We start from the raw sequence: 20,003 nt of genomic DNA, 5'->3' as shown, positions 1-20,003 counted from the left end.
CCCGCCTCAGGCGGCCGTCTCCAGCTCCAGCAGCAGGTGCTTGGCGTCGGCGCCGCCCGCGTACTGCCCGGCCGAACCGTCCGAGCGCACCACCCGGTGGCACGGCACCACCAGCGGCAGCGGGTTGAGCGCGCACGCCGTGCCCACCGCGCGGACCGCCCGCGGACTGCCCGCCGCCGCCGCCACCTGCGCGTAACTCGCCGTCCTGCCGTACGCGATGTCCGGCAGGTGCGTCAGCACCTCGCGCCTGAAGCCCTTCGACAGCCGCCAGTCCAGGGGGACTTCGAAGCCGCGGCGCTGCCCGGTGAAGTACTCGTCGAGCTGGCGGCTCACCGCGTCCAGCCGCCGCGGGGCGCGCAGCACCCGCGGGCTGATGGTGTCCGCGAGCTGCTGGAGCACCGCCGCGTGGTCCTGCACGGCGAACGCCACGCGGACCAGGCCCTTCTCGGTCGCCGCCAGCAGCAGCGGGCCCACCGGGCTGTCCAGCGTCCGGTACGCGACGTCCAGCAGCCCGGCTTGCCCGGCTTCCGCCGCCAGGCGCTCGTGGAGCCGGTCCATCGTCGCGTCGTCCTGCGCGGTGAGGGCTTCCAGGAGCTGGGCGGTCGAGTCGTTCGTGTCCTGCACGTCCTGCACGTCCTGCACGTCCCGCACGTCCTGCGTGTCGTTCGTGTCCTTCATGAGGGGTCTCCTCCTCCCGCGGTGTCCCGCGGATAGCTGCGGCGCAGGGCCTTCACCCCGTCGGCGGCGGCCCTGCGCGCCGCGTCCGGGCTGCCGCCCGTCACGGCGGCGATGTCCTTGTACGGCAGGCCCGCCAGGTAGTGGTACGCGACCGTCTGCCGCTGCCGCTCCGGCAGCGCCTTCAGCGCCGTCCACAGATCCGGGTCCCAGTCCTCGGGCCGCCCGGTGCGGCTCGCCCGCTCGGGCAGCTCCGCCAGCGGTGTCGCGCGGCGCGCGTTGCCCCGCGTGATGTCGACGGCCTTGCGGTGCGCGATGGTCACCAGCCACGCCTCGACGTTCGCGTCCGCGGGCAGCTCCGGGTACGCCCGCAGCGCGGCCAGGAAGGTCTCCGACCACGCGTCCTGCGCGTCGTGCGGGCCCACGACGGCCCGGACCACCCGGAGCACCATCGGCCCGTGGTCGGTCACGATCTGTTCGAACAGTGGCTTGCTCACATGGGGTAAACGCGTGGGGGCGCCGAAACGTGAGGTGGCTTTCGCGGGGGGCTTTTGGACCTGCGGTCCGCTTCGGAGGTGCGGTTCGCTTCGGAAGTGCGGTCCGCTTCGGAGGTGCGGTTCGCCGCGGAACCGCGGTTCGCTTCAGAAGAGGCGGTCCGCCGAGGCGGCGTCGGGCTCCTCCAGTTCCAGCAGGTACCGCTTGCGGGCGAGGCCGCCCGCGTAGCCGCGCAGGTTTCCGTCGGCCGCCACCACGCGGTGGCACGGGACGATCACCGACAAGGGGTTCAGGCCGTTCGCGGCGCCGACGGCCTGGGAGAGGGAGATGTCGCCGAGCTGGCGGGCGAGGTCGCCGTAGGAGCGGGTTTCTCCGTACGGGATGCGGGTCAGCAGGGTCCAGACGCGGCGCTGGAACGCGTTGCCCTCCGGGGTCAGTTCGAGGTCGAAGGTGTGCCGGGTTCCGGCGAAGTATTCCTTGAGCTGGTGGCGTACGTCGTCGAAGGATTCGTCGGCGCGTTCGCCGAAGGTGGTTTCGTTGGGCCTTCGTTTGTGGCCCTCGAAGTAGAGCCCTACGAGGGCGGGGCCCTCGCGGACCACTGTCAGGTCGCCTACGGGGGAGGCGATCACCGCGTGTGTCCTCATCTTGCTTATTTTTCCCGCCCGCCCACCCCTGCGGGTGCTTTTTCGTCTGCGGGTGCCGCTTGTGCCTGGTCGGTGCCGGTCCGGGGCACCTCCTCGGGCGACGAACGTGCACCCACTTCGAAAACGTCCAGCCCCTTTCCGTTCGTCCCCCTGCGGGGGCACCCCGGCCCGTCCCCTCCCGGTCCGTCGGCGTCCGCCCGCCGGTGGGGGTGGCCGGGGAAGGGGGGTGGGTGGGCATGGGTACGTCGGCGTCCGACGGTCCGCTGTGGCTGAGGGGGGGGAGGGGGTGGGTGGGCTTGGGTACGTCGGCGTCCGACGGTCCGGTGGGGGCGGAGGGGGGTGGGTGGGCTTGGGTGGGGCGGGGGCTAGCATCCGGGGGCATGGGGACGCGGGGGTGGCGGCTTGGGGCCGTGGTGGGGGTGGCGGTGCTGGCGGGGGTGGGTGCCTCGGGGCCGGAGCGGGCGGAGGCGGTCCGTGCGACGGTGGGGCTTGGGCCGCTTCCGGCGGATCGTTACGACTACACGCCCGAGGACTATCAACGGGAGAAGCGGGCAACGGCGTTGCTGGTCCGGCAGTGCATGGCGAAACGCGGGCACGCGGACTTTCCGCTCGATCCGCGCTACCCCGTCGACCCCACCATGCTCACCGCGGTCAGCACTGGCTACGGCGCACTCGACATGACCAACGCGAGCCGCTGGGGCTACGGATGGGACCCGGCGAAGTCCACTCCCACGCGGCCGCAGGGCCGTCGTATGACCCAGGCCGAGTACGCGGACTTTCCGGCCTGCAACGTGGAGGCGAACCGGCGGCTGATGCGCGGGATCGACGTCAAGCGGGACTGGCTCTACGCGAGCACGCGCTCGGTCGAGATCGACAAGGCCGTCAAACGCGACCCCCGCTTGCTCGCGGCCTGGGACGCGTGGTCCCGCTGCGTGGCCGGCCAGGGGTTCGCCCGCTACTCCGACCCGCTCGCGGCCTTCGGGGACAAGGCGTGGCATCGCGGCAGCGACGGCAACACCACGCACACCCCGACCGAGCGGCGCACCGCCGTCGCCGACGTCACCTGCCAGCGCCGCCACCACACCGCCCAACTCCTGCACGCCGTACGCGCCCAGCAGCAGACCGCCGACATCGCCGCCCACCAGGACCGCTACACCGCCGGCCTCCACGCCCTCCAGACCTTCCGGTCCACCATCTCCGACACCCTCCGCCACCTCGGCTGAGGACACCCCGCAAAGCGCCTCCCCCCCCGAACATCGAACACGCCCCCTTTGATCACAGCGTGGGGCGTCAACACCCCCGCAGCCCCCGTGCCCGGCCCCATCCACCCCCACGAACCGTCGGGCGCCGACGTACCGGAGGGGACGGTGCGGGGTGCCCCCGCAGATTTGCGTGCCGACAGGGCGTTGACGGATGCGCGGGAGCAGGCAGCACGCAGCTCGAGGAGGTACCCCGTACCGGGACCGACCCCACGCACAAGAGGGCGCCCGGACGGTACCGGGACCGAACCCCACCGCCGGCCCCCACGCACAAGAGGGCCCTAGGAAGCGGGGGCAGCGGGGTCGGCGGGGTGGGGGGCCAGAAGAGGAAGGTGGGGGGTGGACAGGCGGGACTCGCACAGCGCAGCGAGCACGGCGTAGGCGTCGGGACCCATGAGTTCGGTCAGCTCCGGGCGGTACGACACGTAGACCGGGTCACCGGCACCGTGCGCGGACGTCGCCGACGTGCACCACCAGTGCAGGTCGTGGCCCCCCGGCCCCCACCCCCGCCGGTCGTACTCCCCGATCGACACGACCAGCACCCGCGAATCGTCCGGCCGGTCCACCCAGTCGAAAGTCCGCCGGATCGGCAACTGCCAGCACACATCCGGCTTCGTCTCCAGCGGCTCGCGCCCTTCCCGCAGGGCCAGCGCGTGCAGCGCGCACCCCTGGCCGCCCGCGAACCCGGCCCGGTTGGAGAAGACACACGCCCCGTCCACGACACGCGTCTGCCGCTCGCCCTCCTCGTTCTCCATCGCCCACGCGCCGTCGGCGCCCTCGGCGTGGAACTGCCACGTCTCCGGCGTGAGCCTGGCCACATGCCCGGCCACCCGCTTCTCGTCGTCGTCGTCCGAGAAGTGCGCGCCCAGCGAACAGCACCCGTCGTCCGCGCGCCCTGCCACGATCCCCTGGCAGCCGCTGCCGAAGACGCACGTCCAGCGCGAGGTGAGCCACGTGAGGTCGCAGCGGAAGACCTGCTCCTCGTCGGCCGGATCGGCGAATTCGACCCAGGCGCGGGCGAAGTCCAGCCCCACCTCGTCGCGGACCGTGCCTGCACTCTTCTTCTTGGCCTTGAGGGCCTTCACCTTCGCCACGCGCCCAAGAGTAAGACCGGAATGCGCCGAATGGTCGCCAACGGGTCGCGGATCGCCCACGCGCCACCGCCCCGCGGCCCCGCGCGGCCCGCGGAACGGACACCCACGTCGGCGCGCTAGCGTCTTGCCCATGCGACTCGGAGTGCTCGACGTGGGTTCCAACACCGTCCACCTGTTGGTGGTGGACGCGCACCCGGGCGCGCGCCCGCTCCCCGCGTACTCGCACAAGGCGGAGCTGCGCCTGGCCGAACTCCTCGACGAGCACGGCGCGATCAGCGACGCCGGCGTCGACCGCCTGGTCGCCACGATCGCGGACGCGCTGCGCGTGGCGGAGGACAAGGGCGCCGAGGACGTGCTGTCCTTCGCGACCTCCGCGGTGCGGGAGGCGGCGAACGGCGAGGCCGTCCTGGCCCGGGTGGACGCGGAGACGGGCGTACGCCTCACCGTCCTGTCCGGCGAGGACGAGTCGCGGCTGACGTTCCTCGCCGTACGCCGCTGGTTCGGCTGGTCGGCCGGGCGGCTGCTGGTGCTGGACATCGGCGGCGGGTCGCTTGAGGTCGGCTACGGCATGGACGAGTACCCGGACGCGGCCGTGTCCCTGCCGCTCGGCGCGGGACGCCTGACCGGTACGTGGCTGCCGGGCGACCCGCCGACCGCCCACGACGTACGGTCGCTGCGTAGGCACGTACGCGCCGAGATCGCCCGTACGGTCCCGGACTTCGCCCGCTTCGGCCGGCCCGACCACGCGGTGGGCACGTCCAAGACGTTCAAGCAGCTCGCCAGGCTCGCGGGCGCGGCCCGCTCCGCCGACGGCCTGTACGCCCAGCGCCGGCTGCGGCGCGGCGCGCTGGAGGAGTGGGTGCCGCGGCTCGCGGAGATGACGGCGGCCCAGCGCAGCACCCTGCCGGGCGTCTCGGTCGGCCGGGCCGGGCAGCTCCTGGCGGGCGCCCTGGTCGCGGACGCCGCGATGGACCTCTTCGGCGTCGAGGAGCTGGAGATCTGCCCCTGGGCCCTGCGCGAGGGCGTCATCCTGCGCAAGCTCGACCTGATGGTGAACGACGCCGGACCGGGGGCGGCCCTGGCCCGCTGGGGCGACTGAGCCGGTCCGCCGCGCCCGCCGCGCCCCGCCGTGAGATCGGCGACAGTCCCCCCGCACCCCCCGGCACCTGCCCCTTCCGCCCCGGCCGCCGCCGTACGCTGTTTCCCGTGGCTGAACCAGCGGGCCGGAAGACGGACGGCCGGACGACGGACGCCGCCCTGAGACGGCAATGGCGTACGGGGCAGCGCGCGCAGCACGCGCGGGAACGTCTCGCCCCGACCGCGGGGTCCGCCGCGGGGCCCCGCGGCGGCACGTCGAAGATCGTCCTGTCCACCGCCTCCGTCTACCCGGCCTCCACCGCCACCGCCTTCGAGATCGCCGCCCGCCTCGGCTACGACGGCGTCGAGGTGATGGTGTGGACCGACCCGATCAGCCAGGACGTGGACGCGCTGCGCCGCCTGTCGGACTTCCACCGGATGCCGATCCTGGCCGTTCATGCGCCGTGCCTGCTGATCGCGCAGCGCGTCTGGTCCGCCGACCCGTGGGTCAAGCTCCAGCGGGCCCGCGCGGCGGCCGAGACGCTGGGCGCCTCGACCGTCGTGGTGCACCCGCCGTTCCGCTGGCAGCGCGGCTACGCCAGGGACTTCGTCGCCGGGATCTGGCGGATGGCGGACGAGACGGACGTACGGTTCGCGGTCGAGAACATGTACCCGTGGCGCTACCGGGACCGCGAGATGCAGGCGTACGCGCCCGACTGGGACGTCACCAACGACGACTACCGCCACCTGACCGTGGACTTCTCGCACGCGGCGACCTCCCGTACCGAGCCGTTCGCGCTGATGGCGAGGATGGCCGAGCGGATGGTGCACGTCCACCTCGGCGACAGCACGGGCTCCGCCAAGGACGAGCACCTGGTGCCGGGGCGCGGGAATCTGCCGTGCGCGGAGCTGCTGGCGGCGCTGGCGGCGAGCGACTACGACGGCCATGTGGTGGTCGAGGTGACCACCCGGCGGGCGATGTCGAGGGCCGAGCGCGAGGCGGACCTGGCGGAGGCGCTGGCCTTCACCCGGCTGCACTACGCGACACCGGCGCCGGTCGGCGGTGGTCCGGCGTGAGTACGGCGAAGGCGTCCCCCGGCTCCCCGGAACCCGACGAGCCCCAGGAATCCGAGGGCCCCCAGGAGTCCGGCAAGCCGGCCGGCCGCCGCCGCGGCCGTCCCGCGGGCACCAAGGCCGGGACCGCCGAGACCCGTGACCGTATCCTCGCCGCCGCCCGCGAGGAGTTCTCCGCCCGCGGCTACGACAAGACCTCCGTCCGCTCGATCGGCAAGGCGGCGGGCGTCGACTCCGCCCTCGTCCACCACTACTTCGGCACGAAGGAACAGATCTTCGGCGCCGCCATCGAGCTGTCCTTCGCGCCCGCCATGAACATCCCCGACCTCGTCGTGGCGGGCGGCGTCGACGGCATGGGCGAGCGGGTGGCCCGGCTGATGCTGCGGATCTGGGAGAACCCGGTCTCGCGCGAGCCGCTGCTGGCCATCGTCCGGTCCGCGGTCACCAACGAGACGGCCGCCGCGGTCTTCCGCGGCCTGGTCAGCCGCCGCGTCCTGGCCCGCCTCGCGGGCGGCCTCGACGTGCCCGACGCCGAGTTCCGCGTGCAGCTCGCCGCCGCCCAGCTCGTCGGGATCATCATGCTGCGGTACATCGTGCGGGTGGAGCCGATGGCCTCCGCCGACCCCGAGGACATCGTCGCCATGGTCGGCCCGGTCCTCCAGCGCTACCTCACCGCCGCCGACGTCCACCCGTAGGACCCCGCCCCCGTACAGCCCCATGGGACCGCACGTCCCGCATACCGGACCGAACGTCCGGATCCTGGGCGACGGGCGTACCCTCGATGCTCTAGTACGGAGCAGTACGAGCCAAGTGAACCCAAGGGAGTGGACACCGTGCCCGAGCTGAGGTCACGTACGGTCACCCACGGCCGCAACATGGCGGGCGCCCGCGCGCTGATGCGCGCCTCCGGCGTCGCCAGCAGCGACATCGGGAAGCCGATCATCGCGGTCGCCAACAGTTTCACCGAGTTCGTACCGGGTCACACGCACCTTCAGCCCGTCGGCCGGATCGTCTCCGAGGCGATCCTCGCGGCGGGCGCGGTGCCGCGCGAGTTCAACACGATCGCCGTGGACGACGGCATCGCGATGGGCCACGGCGGCATGCTCTACAGCCTGCCGTCCCGCGACCTGATCGCCGACTCCGTCGAGTACATGGTCGAGGCGCACTGCGCGGACGCGCTGATCTGCATCTCCAACTGCGACAAGATCACCCCGGGCATGCTGATGGCCGCGCTGCGCCTCAACATCCCGACCGTCTTCGTCTCCGGCGGCCCCATGGAGGCCGGCAAGGCGACGCTGGTCGACGGCACCGTCCGCAAGCTGGACCTGATCAACGCCATCGCGGACGCCGTCAACGAGAACATCTCGGACGAGGACATCCTCCGTATCGAGGAGAACGCCTGCCCGACCTGCGGCTCCTGTTCCGGCATGTTCACCGCCAACTCGATGAACTGCCTCACCGAGGCCATGGGCCTGGCCCTGCCCGGCAACGGCTCGGTCCTGGCCACGCACACCGCCCGCAAGGCGCTGTACGAGAACGCCGGCCGCACCGTCGTGGAGCTGACCAAGCGGCACTACGAGCAGGACGACGCGTCCGTGCTGCCGCGCGCCATCGCCACCCGCGCCGCCTTCGACAACGCCATGGCGCTCGACATCGCCATGGGCGGCTCCACCAACACGATCCTGCACCTGCTGGCCGCCGCCCAGGAAGCCGAGCTCGACTACGGCCTGGACGACATCAACGCCGTCTCGCGCCGCGTCCCCTGCCTGGCCAAGGTCGCGCCGAACGTGGCGCCCGGCGGCACGTACTACATGGAGGACATCCACCGGGCCGGCGGCATCCCCGCCATCCTCGGCGAGCTGTACCGCGGCGGGCTGCTCAACGAGGACGTGCACACCGTCCACTCGCCCTCCATCAAGGAGTGGCTCGACGCCTGGGACGTGCGCGGCGGCTCCGCCTCCGACGAGGCCGTCGAGCTGTGGCACGCGGCGCCCGGCTGCAAGCGCTCCGCCGAGGCGTTCTCGCAGTCCGAGCGGTGGGACACCCTGGACACCGACGCCGCGGGCGGCTGCATCCGCGACGTCGCGCACGCCTACTCCGCCGACGGCGGCCTGGCCGTGCTGCGCGGCAACCTCGCCCTGGACGGCGCGGTCGTGAAGACCGCGGGCGTGGACGAGTCGATCTGGACCTTCGAGGGCCCGGCCGTCGTCTGCGAGTCGCAGGAAGAGGCCGTCGACAAGATCCTCGCCAAGCAGGTCAACCCCGGCGATGTCGTCGTGATCCGCTACGAGGGCCCGCGCGGCGGCCCCGGCATGCAGGAGATGCTCTACCCCACGTCCTTCCTCAAGGGCCGCGGCCTCGGCAAGGTCTGCGCCCTGGTCACCGACGGCCGCTTCTCCGGCGGCACGTCGGGCCTGTCCATCGGCCACGCCTCACCCGAGGCGGCCTCGGGCGGCACCATCGCCCTGGTCGAGGACGGCGACCGCATCCGGATCGACATCCCCAACCGCTCCATGGAACTCCTGGTGTCCGAGGAGGAGCTGGCCGCCCGCCGCGAAGCCCTCGGCGGCGTCTACGCCCCCCGCGACCGCACCCGCAAGGTCTCCACGGCCCTGCGCGCCTACGCGGCCATGGCCACCAGCGCCGACCGCGGCGCCGTCCGCGACATCACCAAGCTGGAGCGCTGACACCGGCAGCGCACGCACGACGCCCCCGTACCGTGACCCGGTGCGGGGGCGTCGTGCGTACGGCCGCGCTGTGCCTGGACGTACGCGTATCCGTGCGGGGACGGGCACAGGTTCGTGCACGTTTACGTGCACGCGTACGGGGTCGACGGTCAGAGGTGGTCGATGCCCGTGAGGTCGACGTTGATGCGATACGGGACCTGGACGGTCAGCTCCTCGCGGTGCACGCCGGTGAGGGCGTACGAGTGCGAGGCCGGATCCCACTCGTGCACGTAGACCATCGGGCGCTCGGTCTCGGTGTCCTCCTCCACGCGCCACAGGTGCGTGACCCCCGCTTCCTCGTACGGGTGAGGCTCGCTCTCGTCGGCGTCGGCGGGCAGGACTTCCACGGCGAGGACGACAACGTTCTCCGCCTCCGCGCCGACCACGACGATGTCCGGTTCGGCCACCGTGCGCTCGTCCACGACCACCGCCACGTCCCTGCGCACCCGCAGGTGCGCGGGGAGTGTACGGCGGAGGCTGTGCGTCATCAGATACCGCGCCAGCGTGCGGAATCGCTCCTGCCGCGCGGGGTTCTCAGCGGCGTGCGCCGTTAATTTTCCTTCCATGGACAGTAAGTATGACCCCTGGGCAGAGAGTGACGCTGGCATATGCCAAATCAGAGGTGCCGGCCGCGCCTCGCCCGGGCGGTCCTGAACACGAGGAAGCCGCCGAGGAGCAGCGATCCGCCGGCGAGTCCCGCCGCCCATCCGACCTCGGCGCCGGTGTGCGGGAGGGTGTCGCCGCCGGGGGTGGTCCAGGTCCCGGTGGGCGTCGGCGGGGGAGTGGTGCCGGCCGTCCCCGACGGGTCCGGGGAGGTGGTGGGCGGGGTGGTCGGTGATGTCGTGGGCGGGGTGGTGGGCGAGGTGGTCGGTGGCGTCGTGGGCGGGGTGGTCGGCGAGGTGGTGGGCGGTGGGGTCGTGCCGCCGGTTTCCGGGCCGGTCGGGGTGGGCGTCGTGGGCGTCGTCGTCCCGGTGGTCGGCGGTGTCGTCGTCGGTGGCACCGGCGTCGTCGAGTCGACCGAGTTCGTCGGGGTCGGGGTGGTGGTCTCGCAGGTGACGGCGACGTGGCCGAGGCGGAGGTCGACCAGCGGTCCCGCGTACGCCGGGGCGCCGCTCGTGTCGGTGAACGTGCCGCTGACGGTGATGTCGACGCCCGCGTCCGCGCTGGTGGCGGCGGTCGGGGCGCCGCCGGGCGGGTGCTGATACGGCTCGTACGTCACGGTGAGCGTGCCGCCGCCGATGCCGGAGGCGCCGATCTCCGCGCCGGTCACGTCGAAGGTGGTCGTCCCGACCGGCACGGTGTGGCCGAGTACGTCGATCACCCCGCCGTCCGTCCGCGCGTACGCGAGCGCGTACGGGCCCACCGGCGGCGGTACGCACTCCGCGTACGCGTCCAGCGACCCGACGCTGACGAAGTCCTTGGAGTTCAGGCCGAGCGTGAAGCCGCCCGCCTGGGCCTGCGCGGAGGTCTTGCCGGGACCCGCGTCCGTACGGGCCGTGACCGCGCCGATCACCTTCAGGTGCGACAGCACGCCGGACGGGTCGGAGAAGTCACCGCCGTCCGGGCCGCCGTCCGGGGTGGAGGAGGCGTGGCCGTACCGGCCGTGGAAGGCGCTCAGGCCGAGCGGCGGGGCGGGTGCGAGGGTGAGGTCGACCAGGGAACTGGTCGCCGCCTCGGCCGCGCGGGGGCCCGCGGCCGTCGCCGCGCCGGACCCGGCGGCCAGGGTGCAGGCGGCGGCGGTGAGGGCGGCGGCGCCCAGGCCGAGGAGGAGGTGGGGGGCGGGGGGACGGCGTCGGAGCCCGGGCGAGGCCGGGGGGACGTCTGACCGGATGTCTGACATATCGTCAGGAAAACGCATCGCGTCGTGCGATTCGTCGACCGTCGGCCGAACGGGTGTGTCAGGGAACGTCCCGTTCTGGGTCATAATCGATGGCGTGGACGAGGTGAGCGAAGTGAAGCGGCGGGTTGGCGGGGGCGGTGGCGGAAGCGGCGGGGCGGTTGAGGGGGTGCCGCGGCCGGAGCCGATCCGTTTCTTCGGGACGACGTGGGTCGCGCACGACGGCGGATACGCCTGGCGGCGGGCCGGGCTCGCGGTCGGGTCCCTCGTCGCCATCGCGGTGGGGGCGGCGGTGCTGCGGTTCGGCTTTCAGGGGCTGGCCGACGCCGACGTCGGTCCCTTTGTGACGTTTCTGGCGGTGGCCGGGTTCGCCGTGTGCAGCGCTCTCGCTTTCCAGCGGACGTGGCGGGGGTTTTCGCGGCGGCGGGAGGCGGGGGCCGAGCAGGGGCTTCTGGCAATCGGCTTTCTCGGCGTGCTCCTCGCCTATTTCCTTCGGGCCTTCACCGAAGCGCCGGGGGAGGCGCTGCACCGGGCCGAGCACGCGACCGCCTCGGCACGCCGCCGGTCCTAGGGCCTGTCCGGCCGGGCGGTGGGCGCATATCCCGGTCGTCGCTATGACGTCTCCCTGGCCACCCGGGTGAGTACCGCTTGGCGCAGGCCGGCGGGTTCCACTTCCAGGGCCGCCAGTACCTTGAGGCCGCGGCCTTCTCCCGCCGCCAGCAAGCCGAGCAGGATGTGTTCGGTGCCGATGAAGTCGTGTCCGAGGGCGATGGCCTCGTCCTGGGACAGCGCCACGGCGCGCCTCGCGCGGTCGGTGAAAAACTCGAACACCTCTACTCCTCCTTGCGGGTGCCGCTTGTGCCTGGTCGGTGCCGGGCCGGGGCACCTCCTCGGGCGACGAACCTGCGGGCACCTGCGCCTGCTTCTGGCCTTGTCCGTTCGTCCCCCTGCGGGGGCACCCCGGCCCGTCCCCTCCTCGCCCGTCGGCGTCCGCGCGTCCGTTGTGGCTGATGGGGGGGGAGGGGGTTACTTGCGCGGGGTCACCCTCGGCGCGTCCACAGGCCGAACCACTGCTCGGCGCCGTACTCCTCGAAGCGTTCGACCTCGGTGAATCCAAGCTTTTCCGCGACGCGCAGCGATGCCGTATTGGCGGTCTGGGTGCAGAGCACCACCGGCTCGCCGGGGAGCGCTTCGGCGGCCCAGTTGAGCGCTGCCGCGCAGGCTTCGGTGGCGTATCCGTGGCCCCACGCGTCGGGCAGGAACATGTAGCCGAGTTCGGGTTCCTCGCCCTCCGGACGGACGTGCCCTTTGCTCCCGGCGCCGTGCCGGTCGATCGTGACGATGCCGATCATCGTCCCGTCGAGGTCGACCACGAAGAGCCCGTGCCGCCGCCTTGGCGTCTCGGGCACCGCCCGCTCCATCTCGTCCCGCTCCCGGGGCCCTCCCACATAGGTCCCCACCTCCGCCGAACAGAACAGCTCAATCACCGCCCCCCGATCCCCCGCCTCCGGCTCCCTCAACCAGAGCCGCCCCGTCCGAATCCCCCCACCCGGCCACCCCTCCACCCACCCCAACTCCCCCATCCCCCCAACCTATCCCTGCCCCACCCAACCCCCCCGATCCCAATTGCCTCTCCCCCCGCCCGACCCATGAGCCTCCCGCCCGAAGTGAACGAGGGGATTGCCGAGATCGACGCCGCAGAGGACGAGCGAATCCTGCAGGGCCGACTGACGTCGATCGGCTTCAGCTACCGCTCCGAGGCCGAGGAACTGGCACCGTTGCCGCTCGAGGACTTCGAGTGCGGGCTGACCCTGACGCCTAATAGGGCGTGTGTCGGAAGTGTTTTAGGTTGGCTGATGTGAGCGTGCGGGGGCGGAGTTACCGATATGTGGGACCGGTGGAGCTGAAGGCTGCGGTCCGGTCTGGCAGCGGCGGGTGCCGGATCAGCTCGGCGGCTGACTTCGACGGCTGGGTCGCTGAGCGATCGGTGGCAGAGTTGGCCGACCCGTTCACCTTCGTGGTCGGGACAGATGGTGTGCTTCGGCTGGCGCCGCGGCGAAGCGAGCACGTGGCCTGCGCTGGCGGGGACATGGTTCTGGGTGCTGGCGAGATCAGCTTCGTGCGCGAGGCAGACCGGTGGATGGTGGGCGAGGTCAGCAACCAGTCCACCGGATACTGCCCGGACGTCACCTCCTGGTCGGCAGTCGCTCATGCTCTGGACGACGTAGAACTTGGGCGGCCCTCCGGCTTCACCCACGAGATCGTGTTCCGACGATGCCCTGACTGCCAGGAGCACAACATCGTGCGCGAGGGCGACTTCGTCTGCGTCTTCTGCGGCGGCGATCTGCCGGAGACGTGGAACGTGGATACAGCCGTATGACGGCTGGGGGTCACAGCCACTCGTTGATGGCAGCGACCAGGACAGTCGCTTCGTAGCGGACCGCGAGCTTGTCGTACCGCGTGGCGACGGCGCGGTGCCTCTTGTGCCGGTTGATCCCGCACTCGACAGCGTGACGTTCGCGGTAGTCGACAGGGTCGAAACGCGGCGGTCGGCCGCCGCGAGAGCCGAGCACGGGTTCGAACTGTGGCGAGTCCCCGCACTGTCCTGCCGTGATCACGATCGCCATGGGCTTCTGACCCTGCTCAACCGCCGGGTGGAGCTTGGTGGTGAACCCACCGCGTGAGCGGCCCAGCCCGTGATCATCAGGCTCGGCAAACATGCCGCCCGGCGCCTCCTTCTGCCGGTAGCCCTGTTTGCGGGCCCCGGCCGCATGCTGGTGGGCGCGGCACACCGTGGAGTCGACATTCAGGTCCCAGGCGATCGCGCCCTTCGCATCGGCCAGGGACTGGAGTCGGCTGAGGATCCGTTGGCAGGTGCCGTTTCGCTGCCACCGGCGGAACAGGTCGTAGACCCGTCCCCACGGCCCGTACTCGGCGGCCACGTCCCGCCACGGGATACCGGTCCGGACCCGGAACCGTATGCCGTCGATCAACTGCCGCCGGGGCCAGGCAGCTGGCCGACCCGCCGTCATGCCCTTCGGCAGCAGCGGCTCCAGCACCGCCCACTGCTCGTCCGTGAGATCTCACCGACCCATGAACCGTGATCATTCACAGCCCAAGATCCACTTTCGACACACGGCCTATGACGACCTGGATTCAAGGGCAGCTTCTCGGCCGATCCGCTGCCTGTCACCCCCTACACAGGGAGCGTCGAGGCATCCCTGGAGGCCCTGCACGCGCAGATCTTCCAGCAGAAGTACGGCAGCTCCGACACCTACCGGAGCCTCACAGAACTGCACGCTGACGAGGACTTCATGGGCGAGGAGGGCACCCACTCGATCCTCGACATCCAACGCGTCGTCCACACGACTGGCACCCCGGACCCTGCCAAGGGCGAGGACTACAACACCCTGCGCCCGCTGGCCCCTGACCGCCTTGCTCACTACTTCGGGACCGACCGTCCGACAGTCCAGCAGTATGAGGAGCGAATCACCGCAGCCCATCGAGCCCACCTCTCCGAGGAGTCTCTGCTCGAAGAGTGCCGCATGCGGTGGACCGCCATCTACGTCATCCTGCACACCGACGACCAGCCGACTCACGTGGGCATTTTCGGGTATTCAGGCGACTGATCCTGATCAGTCGCAGTCGCAGCCCAGGGGCTCCGGCCACAACTCGTTTCCGCGCGGCCGACCGGTCCGACTGACGCCGCACACCTGTCGGGGGCGTGCTCACGGCGACAATCGCTCCGGAACTACAGCCCCCCACCGACCCCACCGCCAGTGGATTCCCCCGATCGTGGTGGGACCAAATCACCTTGTTACAGGGGCGCGAACGACACCTCCGCCCGCCCGGAACCCTCAGTCGTTGGAGCCAAAACGACTTCTCCGACTGGTCCCCAAACACGTGCTGACAACCCCCCTCCGCCCACCCGACAGCGAACCGCCCCCTTCCCAGCCCCCACCCACGGGGGACCGTCAGGCGGCGACGGGCCGGAGGGGACGGGGCGGGGTGCCCCCGCAGATTTGCGTGCCGACAGGGCGTGGACGAATGGGAAGGGAGCAGGCAGCACGCAGCTCGAGGAGGTGCCCCGGCCCGGGACCGACACCAGGGACAGGGCGGTGGGCAAAGGAAAGGTGCCCGGAGGGAAAGACCCCCCCCAGGCACCGAGGTGCGCCGACAATGCGACACGGGTGACGTCAGGCGCTCAAGGAACGTCAAGCGCTCAAAAGACCTGGAGCGCTCAGGACGTCAAAGGCTCAGGCACGCCGCGCAGCCGAAACGGTCCCGACGGCTCCCACGACAGCCGCCACGACAGCCCCGTGCCACACCCCGGTCCAGAGCGACCCGAAGAACCCCTGACTGGTCAGGACCTCCCGAATAACGAAGTCGCTGACAAGCATGAGCGCCCCGGGCACAGCCGCCACCCGCCACGGATGCTCCCGCGCCCACCTCCGTATCCGGTGATCCCGCCCCCGCGCGCCCCCGGAGTACCCGAGCACCGCCCCGGCCCCGCCCACGCAGTAGAAAAGCAGGGCGCCCACGGACAGCGCCCCGGCCAGAATGCCGAGCCCGAAGTGCCCGTGCACGAGGTGCAGGGCAAGTGACACCCCACCCCCGATCGCACCGACGGCAGCAGCCGGCCGCCAAGGTCCAAGCGTCGCCGAGGCCACGGCCAACTGCCGCTTCTCAACGCGCGATGCAGCAACTTCTCGGGATGAACGCCTCATACCGCAACGATCCTTCGCCCCCACCGCGTACGCCATAGGGGATGACCCTGACCGACCCCGGACCCCCGACCAGGACACCGACCCCCCGGCCCAGGAACCCCGGACCCCCGACCAGGACCCCGGCCATCCGGATGAGGACACCGACCCCCCGGCCCAGGAACACCGGCCCCCGACCCGACCCCCCGGCCCAGGAACCCCGGCCCCCCACCGAGCCGCCGCCAGGCCCCCCGAAAACCCACCCCCTCCGGAGGAGCACGGCTTGACGCGCACCCCGTCACGGGTGTTTATTCATCACATGATGAATAAAGCCCCCGGACCCGCCATCGAGGCCGCCGGCCTCCGCGTCGTACGCGGTGGCCGCACCGTGCTCGACAACCTCTCCTTTACCCTCCCGCCCGGCCGAATCACCGGCCTCCTCGGACCGAGCGGCTGCGGAAAATCCACGCTGATGCGAGCGATCGTCGGCTCGCAGGCCCACGTCACCGGCACCCTCAACGTGCTGGACCACCCGGCGGGCCACCGCAGCCTGCGCCCGCGCCTCGGATACGTGACGCAGGCGCCGTCGGTCTACTCCGACCTCACCGCCCGGCAGAATCTCGACTACTACGCCGCCGTCCTCGGCATCGCGCACCGCGACCGCGCCGCCCAGGTCGAACGCGCCCTGACGGACGTCAACCTGATGTCGCACGCCGACAGCCTCGCCGCCAACCTCTCCGGCGGTCAGCGCGGCCGGGTCTCCCTCGCGGTGGCCCTCCTCGGCGAGCCGGAACTGCTCGTGCTGGACGAGCCGACGGTCGGCCTCGACCCGGTGCTCCGCAGGGACCTGTGGGAACTGTTCCACCGGCTGGCCGACGAGCGCGGCGCGACCGTACTCATCTCGTCGCACGTCATGGACGAGGCGGAACGCTGCCACCGCCTGCTGCTGATGCGCGAGGGCCGCATCCTCGCCGACGACACCCCCGACGCACTGCGCGAGCGCACCGGCTCCGACACCGTCGAAGAGGCGTTCCTGCGCCTGGTCGACGCGGCCAACGACGAAGCCAGCGGCGCGAGCGACGCCAAGAGCGGCGACGCCAAGGGCGGCCAGGGCGAGGGCGCAAGCGGCGCCTCTCAGCAGAAGCCCCCCGCACAAGCCAGTGCCAGTGCCAACGAATCCGCCGAGTCCACCCCCACAGAATCGACCGCGCGATGAACCTCGACCGCACCTTCGCCACGGCCCGCCGCGTCCTGCGCCAGCTCAGCCACGACCCGCGCACGATCGCCCTGATGCTCGTCGTCCCGTGCGTGCTGCTGACACTGCTGAAGTACGTCTTCGACGCCAGCCCGCAGACGTACAACTCGGCCGGCGCCTCGCTCCTCGGCATCTTCCCGCTGATCACGATGTTCCTGGTCACGTCGATCGCCACGCTGCGCGAACGCACCTCGGGCACCCTGGAGCGGCTGCTGTCCATGCCGCTGGGCAAGGCCGACCTGCTCGCCGGGTACGCGCTCGCGTTCGGCGCCGTCGCCGTCGTCCAGGCCGCGCTCGCCACCGGCCTGTCCGTGCTCGCGCTCGGCCTCGACGTCACCGGCTCGGCGTGGCTGCTGCTGGTCGCCGCGCTCGCCGACGCCTTCCTCGGCACCGCGCTCGGCCTGTTCGTCAGCGCCTTCGCGTCCAGCGAGTTCCAGGCCGTGCAGTTCCTGCCCGCCGTGCTGCTCCCGCAGATCCTGCTCTGCGGCCTGTTCGTCCCGCGCGGCGACATGCAGCCGGTCCTCAGCGGCCTGTCGAACGTGCTCCCCATGTCGTACGCCGCCGACGCCACCACCCAGATCGTCCACCACACGGGTGTCACCGGCGACTTCGTACGCGATCTGATCATCGTCGCCTGCTGCGCCCTCCTGGCCCTCGGCCTGGGCTCGGCCACCCTGCGCCGCCGCACCACCTGAGCCGCACCACCTGAGCAGAGCCACCCCGGGTTGCCCGGACGTACGACCGAAGGGCGGACGCGGCCCGCTTGCCCCGTCCGCCCCTGCGAAGATGACCCCATGACCGCCCAGAAGCAGAAAGTCGCCGTTCTCGGCACCGGCAAAATCGGCGAAGCCCTCCTCTCCGGCATGATCCGCGCCGGATGGGCCCCGGAGGACCTGCTGGTCACCGCCCGCCGCCCCGAACGCGCCGAGGAACTGCGCGCCCGTTACGGCGTCGAGGCCGTCACGAACGCCGAGGCCGCCAAGGCCGCCGACACCCTCATCCTGGCGGCCAAGCCCCAGGACATGGGCGCCCTGCTGGACGAGCTGGCCGCGCACGTACCGGCCGACCGCCTCGTCATCAGCGCCGCCGCCGGCATCCCGACCGCCTTCTTCGAGGAGCGGCTCGCGGACGGCATCGCGGTCGTACGCGTCATGCCGAACACCCCCGTGCTCGTGGACGAGGGCATGTCCGTGATCTCGGCGGGCCGCCACGCCGCCGAGGCCCACCTCGCCCGTACCGAGGCCATCTTCAAGCCGGTCGGCAAGACCCTCCGCGTCCCGGAGAAGCAGCAGGACGCCGCGACCGCCCTGTCCGGTTCCGGACCCGCGTACTTCTACTACCTGGTCGAGGCCATGACCGACGCGGGCATCCTGCTCGGCCTCCCGCGCGCCCAGGCCCACGACCTCATCGTCCAGTCCGCGATCGGCGCCGCCGTGATGCTCCGCGACAGCGGCGAGCACCCGGTCAAGCTCCGCGAAGCCGTCACCTCCCCGGCGGGCACCACCATCAACGCCATCCGCGAGCTGGAGAACCACGGCGTACGCGCCGCCCTCCTCGCCGCCCTCGAAGCCGCCCGCGACCGCAGCCGCGAGCTGGCCTCCGGCAACGGATGACCCGGCTCGACGGTTACGGCCGCGGGTAGCGAGGCGGCACGGGAGCAGGACGGATACGGCCGCGGCTACGTGAGCGGCAGCAGCCCCACCGCCCGGTAGGCCGCGTCAACGGTCGGCCGGGCCAGCGCCCGCGCCGCCGCCGCGCCGTCCCGCAGCACCCCGTCCACGTACGACGGATCGGCGCTGAACTCGGCGTGCCGCGCCCGCAACGGCCGCAGCAGCTCCACCACCGCCTCCGCCGTGTCCCGCTTCAGGGCCCCGTACGCCGTGTACTCCCCGGCCAGCGTCTCCGGCTCCTTGCCCGTACAAGCCGCCAGGATGTCCAGCAGATTCGCGACGCCCGGCCGCGCCTCGCGGTCGTACTCCACCTCGCCGGCCCCGCTGTCCGTCACCGCCCGCATCACCTTCTTGGTGATCGCCTCGGGCTCGTCGAGCAGGTAGATGATCCCGGCGGTGGCGTCGTGCGACTTGCCCATCTTGCCAGTGGGGTCCTGGAGGTCCATGACCCGCGCGGCCACGGCGGGCCGTACGGCGCGGGGTACGACGAACGTCCGCCCGTACCGCTGGTTGAACCGCTCCGCCAGCACCCGCGTCAGCTCCACATGCTGCGTCTGGTCCTCGCCGACCGGCACCTCGTCGGCGCCGTACGCCAGGATGTCCGCCGCCATCAGCGCCGGGTACGTGAGCAGCGACAGCCGTACGCTCTGCCCGGCCGCCTGCGCCCGCGCGGACTTCTCCTTGTACTGGATCATGCGCCGCATCTCACCGTCGGTGGCCATGCACTCCATGACGTACGACAGCCGCGCGTGCTCGTCGACGTGGCTCTGCACGAACACCGTGCACACCTGCGGATCGAGCCCGGCCGCGAGCAGCAGGCTCGCCGCCTGCCGGGTGAGCCGTCGCACCCGCGCCGGATCGTGGTCGACGGTGAGCGCGTGCAGGTCGACCACGCAGAACAGCGACTCCGCCCGGTGCTGGTCCTCGTCCGCCCACCGCCGGATCGCGCCGAGGTAGTTCCCCAAGGTGAGGTGCCCGGTCGGCTTGACCCCACTGAAAATCCGCGTCATGACTGCTGTCTCCTGGTCCTGGTCGGGTTCGCGGGACCACCGCCCACCGCGGCCGGGACAACAGAAAACGGCCGCCGAGGCGGCGGCCGTTGGATGCATACGTGACTCCTGGCCGCCCTAGGCGGCCCACCACTGAGAGGTGCACGCATGCGATGTCATACGACCCACAGTAGCCCTCCGGCCACCGCCAGGGCACCGAGTTGACACTCTCCGGACCCGTGCGTAACGTTCTCCGGGTTGTCCGAGCGTGAGCGCCGACTCCGGTCGGTCCCCGGACAGCCATTCCGCAGCAAACAAACGAGCGACTACGGCATGCCGTGGCGTTCACTTGTGCGCATTCGGAATGGGGCGGGAACGGAAAGCGGCCGATTTGGTTCGACCGCCGAAGTTCAGCTAATGTCTCACTCGTCGGAACGGCCGAACAGCCGGAAAGACAAGCCCCGCTGACTGGGGGTCAGGCACTGGAAAGCGTCTGATAGAGTCG

At 71.6% G+C, this 20,003-nt stretch carries 21 protein-coding genes and 1 pseudogene; 12 read left to right on the top strand and 10 right to left on the bottom strand.

The window, feature by feature from the left end; genetic code table 11:
* Positions 1 to 6: 6 nt before the first annotated feature.
* From ACIO6U_RS31645 to ACIO6U_RS31635, 3 genes are all read right to left on the bottom strand, one after another.
* Complete coding sequence (locus ACIO6U_RS31645; protein WP_401724335.1) at positions 7 to 678, bottom strand: methylated-DNA--[protein]-cysteine S-methyltransferase; 672 nt, start codon at positions 676 to 678, stop codon at positions 7 to 9.
* Entirely contained in the window at positions 675 to 1,172 is a 498-nt protein-coding gene (locus ACIO6U_RS31640) for a sigma-70 family RNA polymerase sigma factor (protein WP_355342318.1), read from the bottom strand. The genes ACIO6U_RS31645 and ACIO6U_RS31640 overlap by 4 nt, the downstream gene beginning before the upstream one ends.
* 144 nt (positions 1,173 to 1,316) lie before the next feature.
* Positions 1,317 to 1,814 carry a methylated-DNA--[protein]-cysteine S-methyltransferase gene (locus ACIO6U_RS31635; protein ID WP_401724332.1) on the bottom strand — a complete coding sequence of 166 codons (498 nt, stop codon included), beginning with the start codon at positions 1,812 to 1,814 and terminating at the stop codon, positions 1,317 to 1,319.
* A gap of 380 nt (positions 1,815 to 2,194) precedes the next feature.
* Between ACIO6U_RS31635 and ACIO6U_RS31630 the strand changes: the two genes are divergently transcribed.
* Positions 2,195 to 3,037: a hypothetical protein gene (locus tag ACIO6U_RS31630; protein WP_401724329.1), complete on the top strand. Its 843-nt coding sequence runs from the start codon at positions 2,195 to 2,197 to the stop codon at positions 3,035 to 3,037.
* A 317-nt stretch (positions 3,038 to 3,354) separates the two neighbouring features.
* Here ACIO6U_RS31630 and ACIO6U_RS31625 read toward each other — a convergent pair whose 3' ends face one another.
* Positions 3,355 to 4,167, bottom strand: coding sequence for a hypothetical protein (locus ACIO6U_RS31625; protein WP_391164077.1), 813 nt, complete (start codon positions 4,165 to 4,167; stop codon positions 3,355 to 3,357).
* A 130-nt stretch (positions 4,168 to 4,297) separates the two neighbouring features.
* On the opposite strand from ACIO6U_RS31625, the gene ACIO6U_RS31620 reads away from it, so the two are divergent.
* From ACIO6U_RS31620 to ilvD, 4 genes are all read left to right on the top strand, one after another.
* On the top strand, positions 4,298 to 5,266 hold the full coding sequence (locus tag ACIO6U_RS31620; protein ID WP_401724326.1) for a Ppx/GppA family phosphatase: 969 nt from the start codon (positions 4,298 to 4,300) through the stop codon (positions 5,264 to 5,266).
* Between the two features lie 260 nt (positions 5,267 to 5,526).
* On the top strand, positions 5,527 to 6,321 hold the full coding sequence (locus ACIO6U_RS31615; RefSeq protein WP_355350235.1) for a sugar phosphate isomerase/epimerase: 795 nt from the start codon (positions 5,527 to 5,529) through the stop codon (positions 6,319 to 6,321).
* Positions 6,318 to 7,013, top strand: coding sequence for a TetR family transcriptional regulator (locus ACIO6U_RS31610; protein ID WP_401313848.1), 696 nt, complete (start codon positions 6,318 to 6,320; stop codon positions 7,011 to 7,013). Before ACIO6U_RS31615 ends, ACIO6U_RS31610 begins: the two co-directional genes overlap by 4 nt.
* Positions 7,014 to 7,151: 138 nt before the next feature.
* Entirely contained in the window at positions 7,152 to 9,005 is a 1,854-nt protein-coding gene (ilvD, locus tag ACIO6U_RS31605) for a dihydroxy-acid dehydratase (RefSeq protein ID WP_355350202.1), read from the top strand.
* 149 nt (positions 9,006 to 9,154) lie between these two features.
* Here ilvD and ACIO6U_RS31600 read toward each other — a convergent pair whose 3' ends face one another.
* Positions 9,155 to 9,610, bottom strand: coding sequence for a Uma2 family endonuclease (locus tag ACIO6U_RS31600; RefSeq protein WP_355350205.1), 456 nt, complete (start codon positions 9,608 to 9,610; stop codon positions 9,155 to 9,157).
* 50 nt (positions 9,611 to 9,660) lie between these two features.
* Entirely contained in the window at positions 9,661 to 10,884 is a 1,224-nt protein-coding gene (locus ACIO6U_RS31595; protein WP_401724322.1) for an LPXTG cell wall anchor domain-containing protein, read from the bottom strand.
* 94 nt (positions 10,885 to 10,978) lie between these two features.
* On the opposite strand from ACIO6U_RS31595, the gene ACIO6U_RS31590 reads away from it, so the two are divergent.
* Positions 10,979 to 11,452 (top strand): EamA/RhaT family transporter, encoded by a 474-nt coding sequence (locus ACIO6U_RS31590; RefSeq protein WP_401724319.1) that lies wholly within the window; start codon positions 10,979 to 10,981, stop codon positions 11,450 to 11,452.
* Positions 11,453 to 11,493: 41 nt separating this feature from the next.
* Here ACIO6U_RS31590 and ACIO6U_RS31585 read toward each other — a convergent pair whose 3' ends face one another.
* Together ACIO6U_RS31585 and ACIO6U_RS31580 are read right to left on the bottom strand one after the other, a co-directional pair.
* Positions 11,494 to 11,712, bottom strand: a complete 219-nt coding sequence (locus ACIO6U_RS31585; protein ID WP_401724316.1) for a Clp protease N-terminal domain-containing protein — start codon at positions 11,710 to 11,712, stop codon at positions 11,494 to 11,496.
* Positions 11,713 to 11,921: 209 nt separating this feature from the next.
* Positions 11,922 to 12,464: a GNAT family N-acetyltransferase gene (locus tag ACIO6U_RS31580; RefSeq protein WP_401724313.1), complete on the bottom strand. Its 543-nt coding sequence runs from the start codon at positions 12,462 to 12,464 to the stop codon at positions 11,922 to 11,924.
* Between the two features lie 84 nt (positions 12,465 to 12,548).
* Between ACIO6U_RS31580 and ACIO6U_RS31575 the strand changes: the two genes are divergently transcribed.
* A complete protein-coding gene (locus tag ACIO6U_RS31575; protein ID WP_355350217.1) occupies positions 12,549 to 12,743 on the top strand; it encodes a hypothetical protein in 195 nt (64 codons plus the stop codon).
* Positions 12,744 to 12,784: 41 nt separating this feature from the next.
* Positions 12,785 to 13,261: a hypothetical protein gene (locus tag ACIO6U_RS31570; protein ID WP_391164094.1), complete on the top strand. Its 477-nt coding sequence runs from the start codon at positions 12,785 to 12,787 to the stop codon at positions 13,259 to 13,261.
* Positions 13,262 to 13,271: 10 nt separating this feature from the next.
* Here ACIO6U_RS31570 and ACIO6U_RS31565 read toward each other — a convergent pair.
* Positions 13,272 to 13,964 (bottom strand): annotated as a pseudogene (locus tag ACIO6U_RS31565) (IS5 family transposase); the annotation flags it as partial.
* 231 nt (positions 13,965 to 14,195) lie between these two features.
* Between ACIO6U_RS31565 and ACIO6U_RS31560 the strand changes: the two are divergent.
* From ACIO6U_RS31560 to proC, 4 genes are all read left to right on the top strand, one after another.
* On the top strand, positions 14,196 to 14,510 hold the full coding sequence (locus tag ACIO6U_RS31560) for a hypothetical protein (protein WP_401724310.1): 315 nt from the start codon (positions 14,196 to 14,198) through the stop codon (positions 14,508 to 14,510).
* 1,393 nt (positions 14,511 to 15,903) lie between these two features.
* Entirely contained in the window at positions 15,904 to 16,800 is an 897-nt protein-coding gene (locus ACIO6U_RS31555; protein WP_401724308.1) for an ABC transporter ATP-binding protein, read from the top strand.
* A complete protein-coding gene (locus tag ACIO6U_RS31550; RefSeq protein WP_355350226.1) occupies positions 16,797 to 17,534 on the top strand; it encodes an ABC transporter permease in 738 nt (245 codons plus the stop codon). The genes ACIO6U_RS31555 and ACIO6U_RS31550 overlap by 4 nt, the downstream gene beginning before the upstream one ends.
* A 99-nt stretch (positions 17,535 to 17,633) precedes the next feature.
* Complete coding sequence (proC, locus tag ACIO6U_RS31545; RefSeq protein ID WP_401724302.1) at positions 17,634 to 18,452, top strand: pyrroline-5-carboxylate reductase; 819 nt, start codon at positions 17,634 to 17,636, stop codon at positions 18,450 to 18,452.
* A gap of 65 nt (positions 18,453 to 18,517) precedes the next feature.
* Here proC and trpS read toward each other — a convergent pair whose 3' ends face one another.
* A complete protein-coding gene (gene trpS, locus ACIO6U_RS31540; protein WP_401724300.1) occupies positions 18,518 to 19,519 on the bottom strand; it encodes a tryptophan--tRNA ligase in 1,002 nt (333 codons plus the stop codon).
* Positions 19,520 to 20,003: the final 484 nt, after the last annotated feature.

It is taken from the genome of Streptomyces sp. NPDC087422 (genome assembly GCF_044744145.1).
Classification (GTDB): domain Bacteria; phylum Actinomycetota; class Actinomycetes; order Streptomycetales; family Streptomycetaceae; genus Actinacidiphila.
This window is presented reverse-complemented; position numbering and strand designations above follow the sequence as displayed.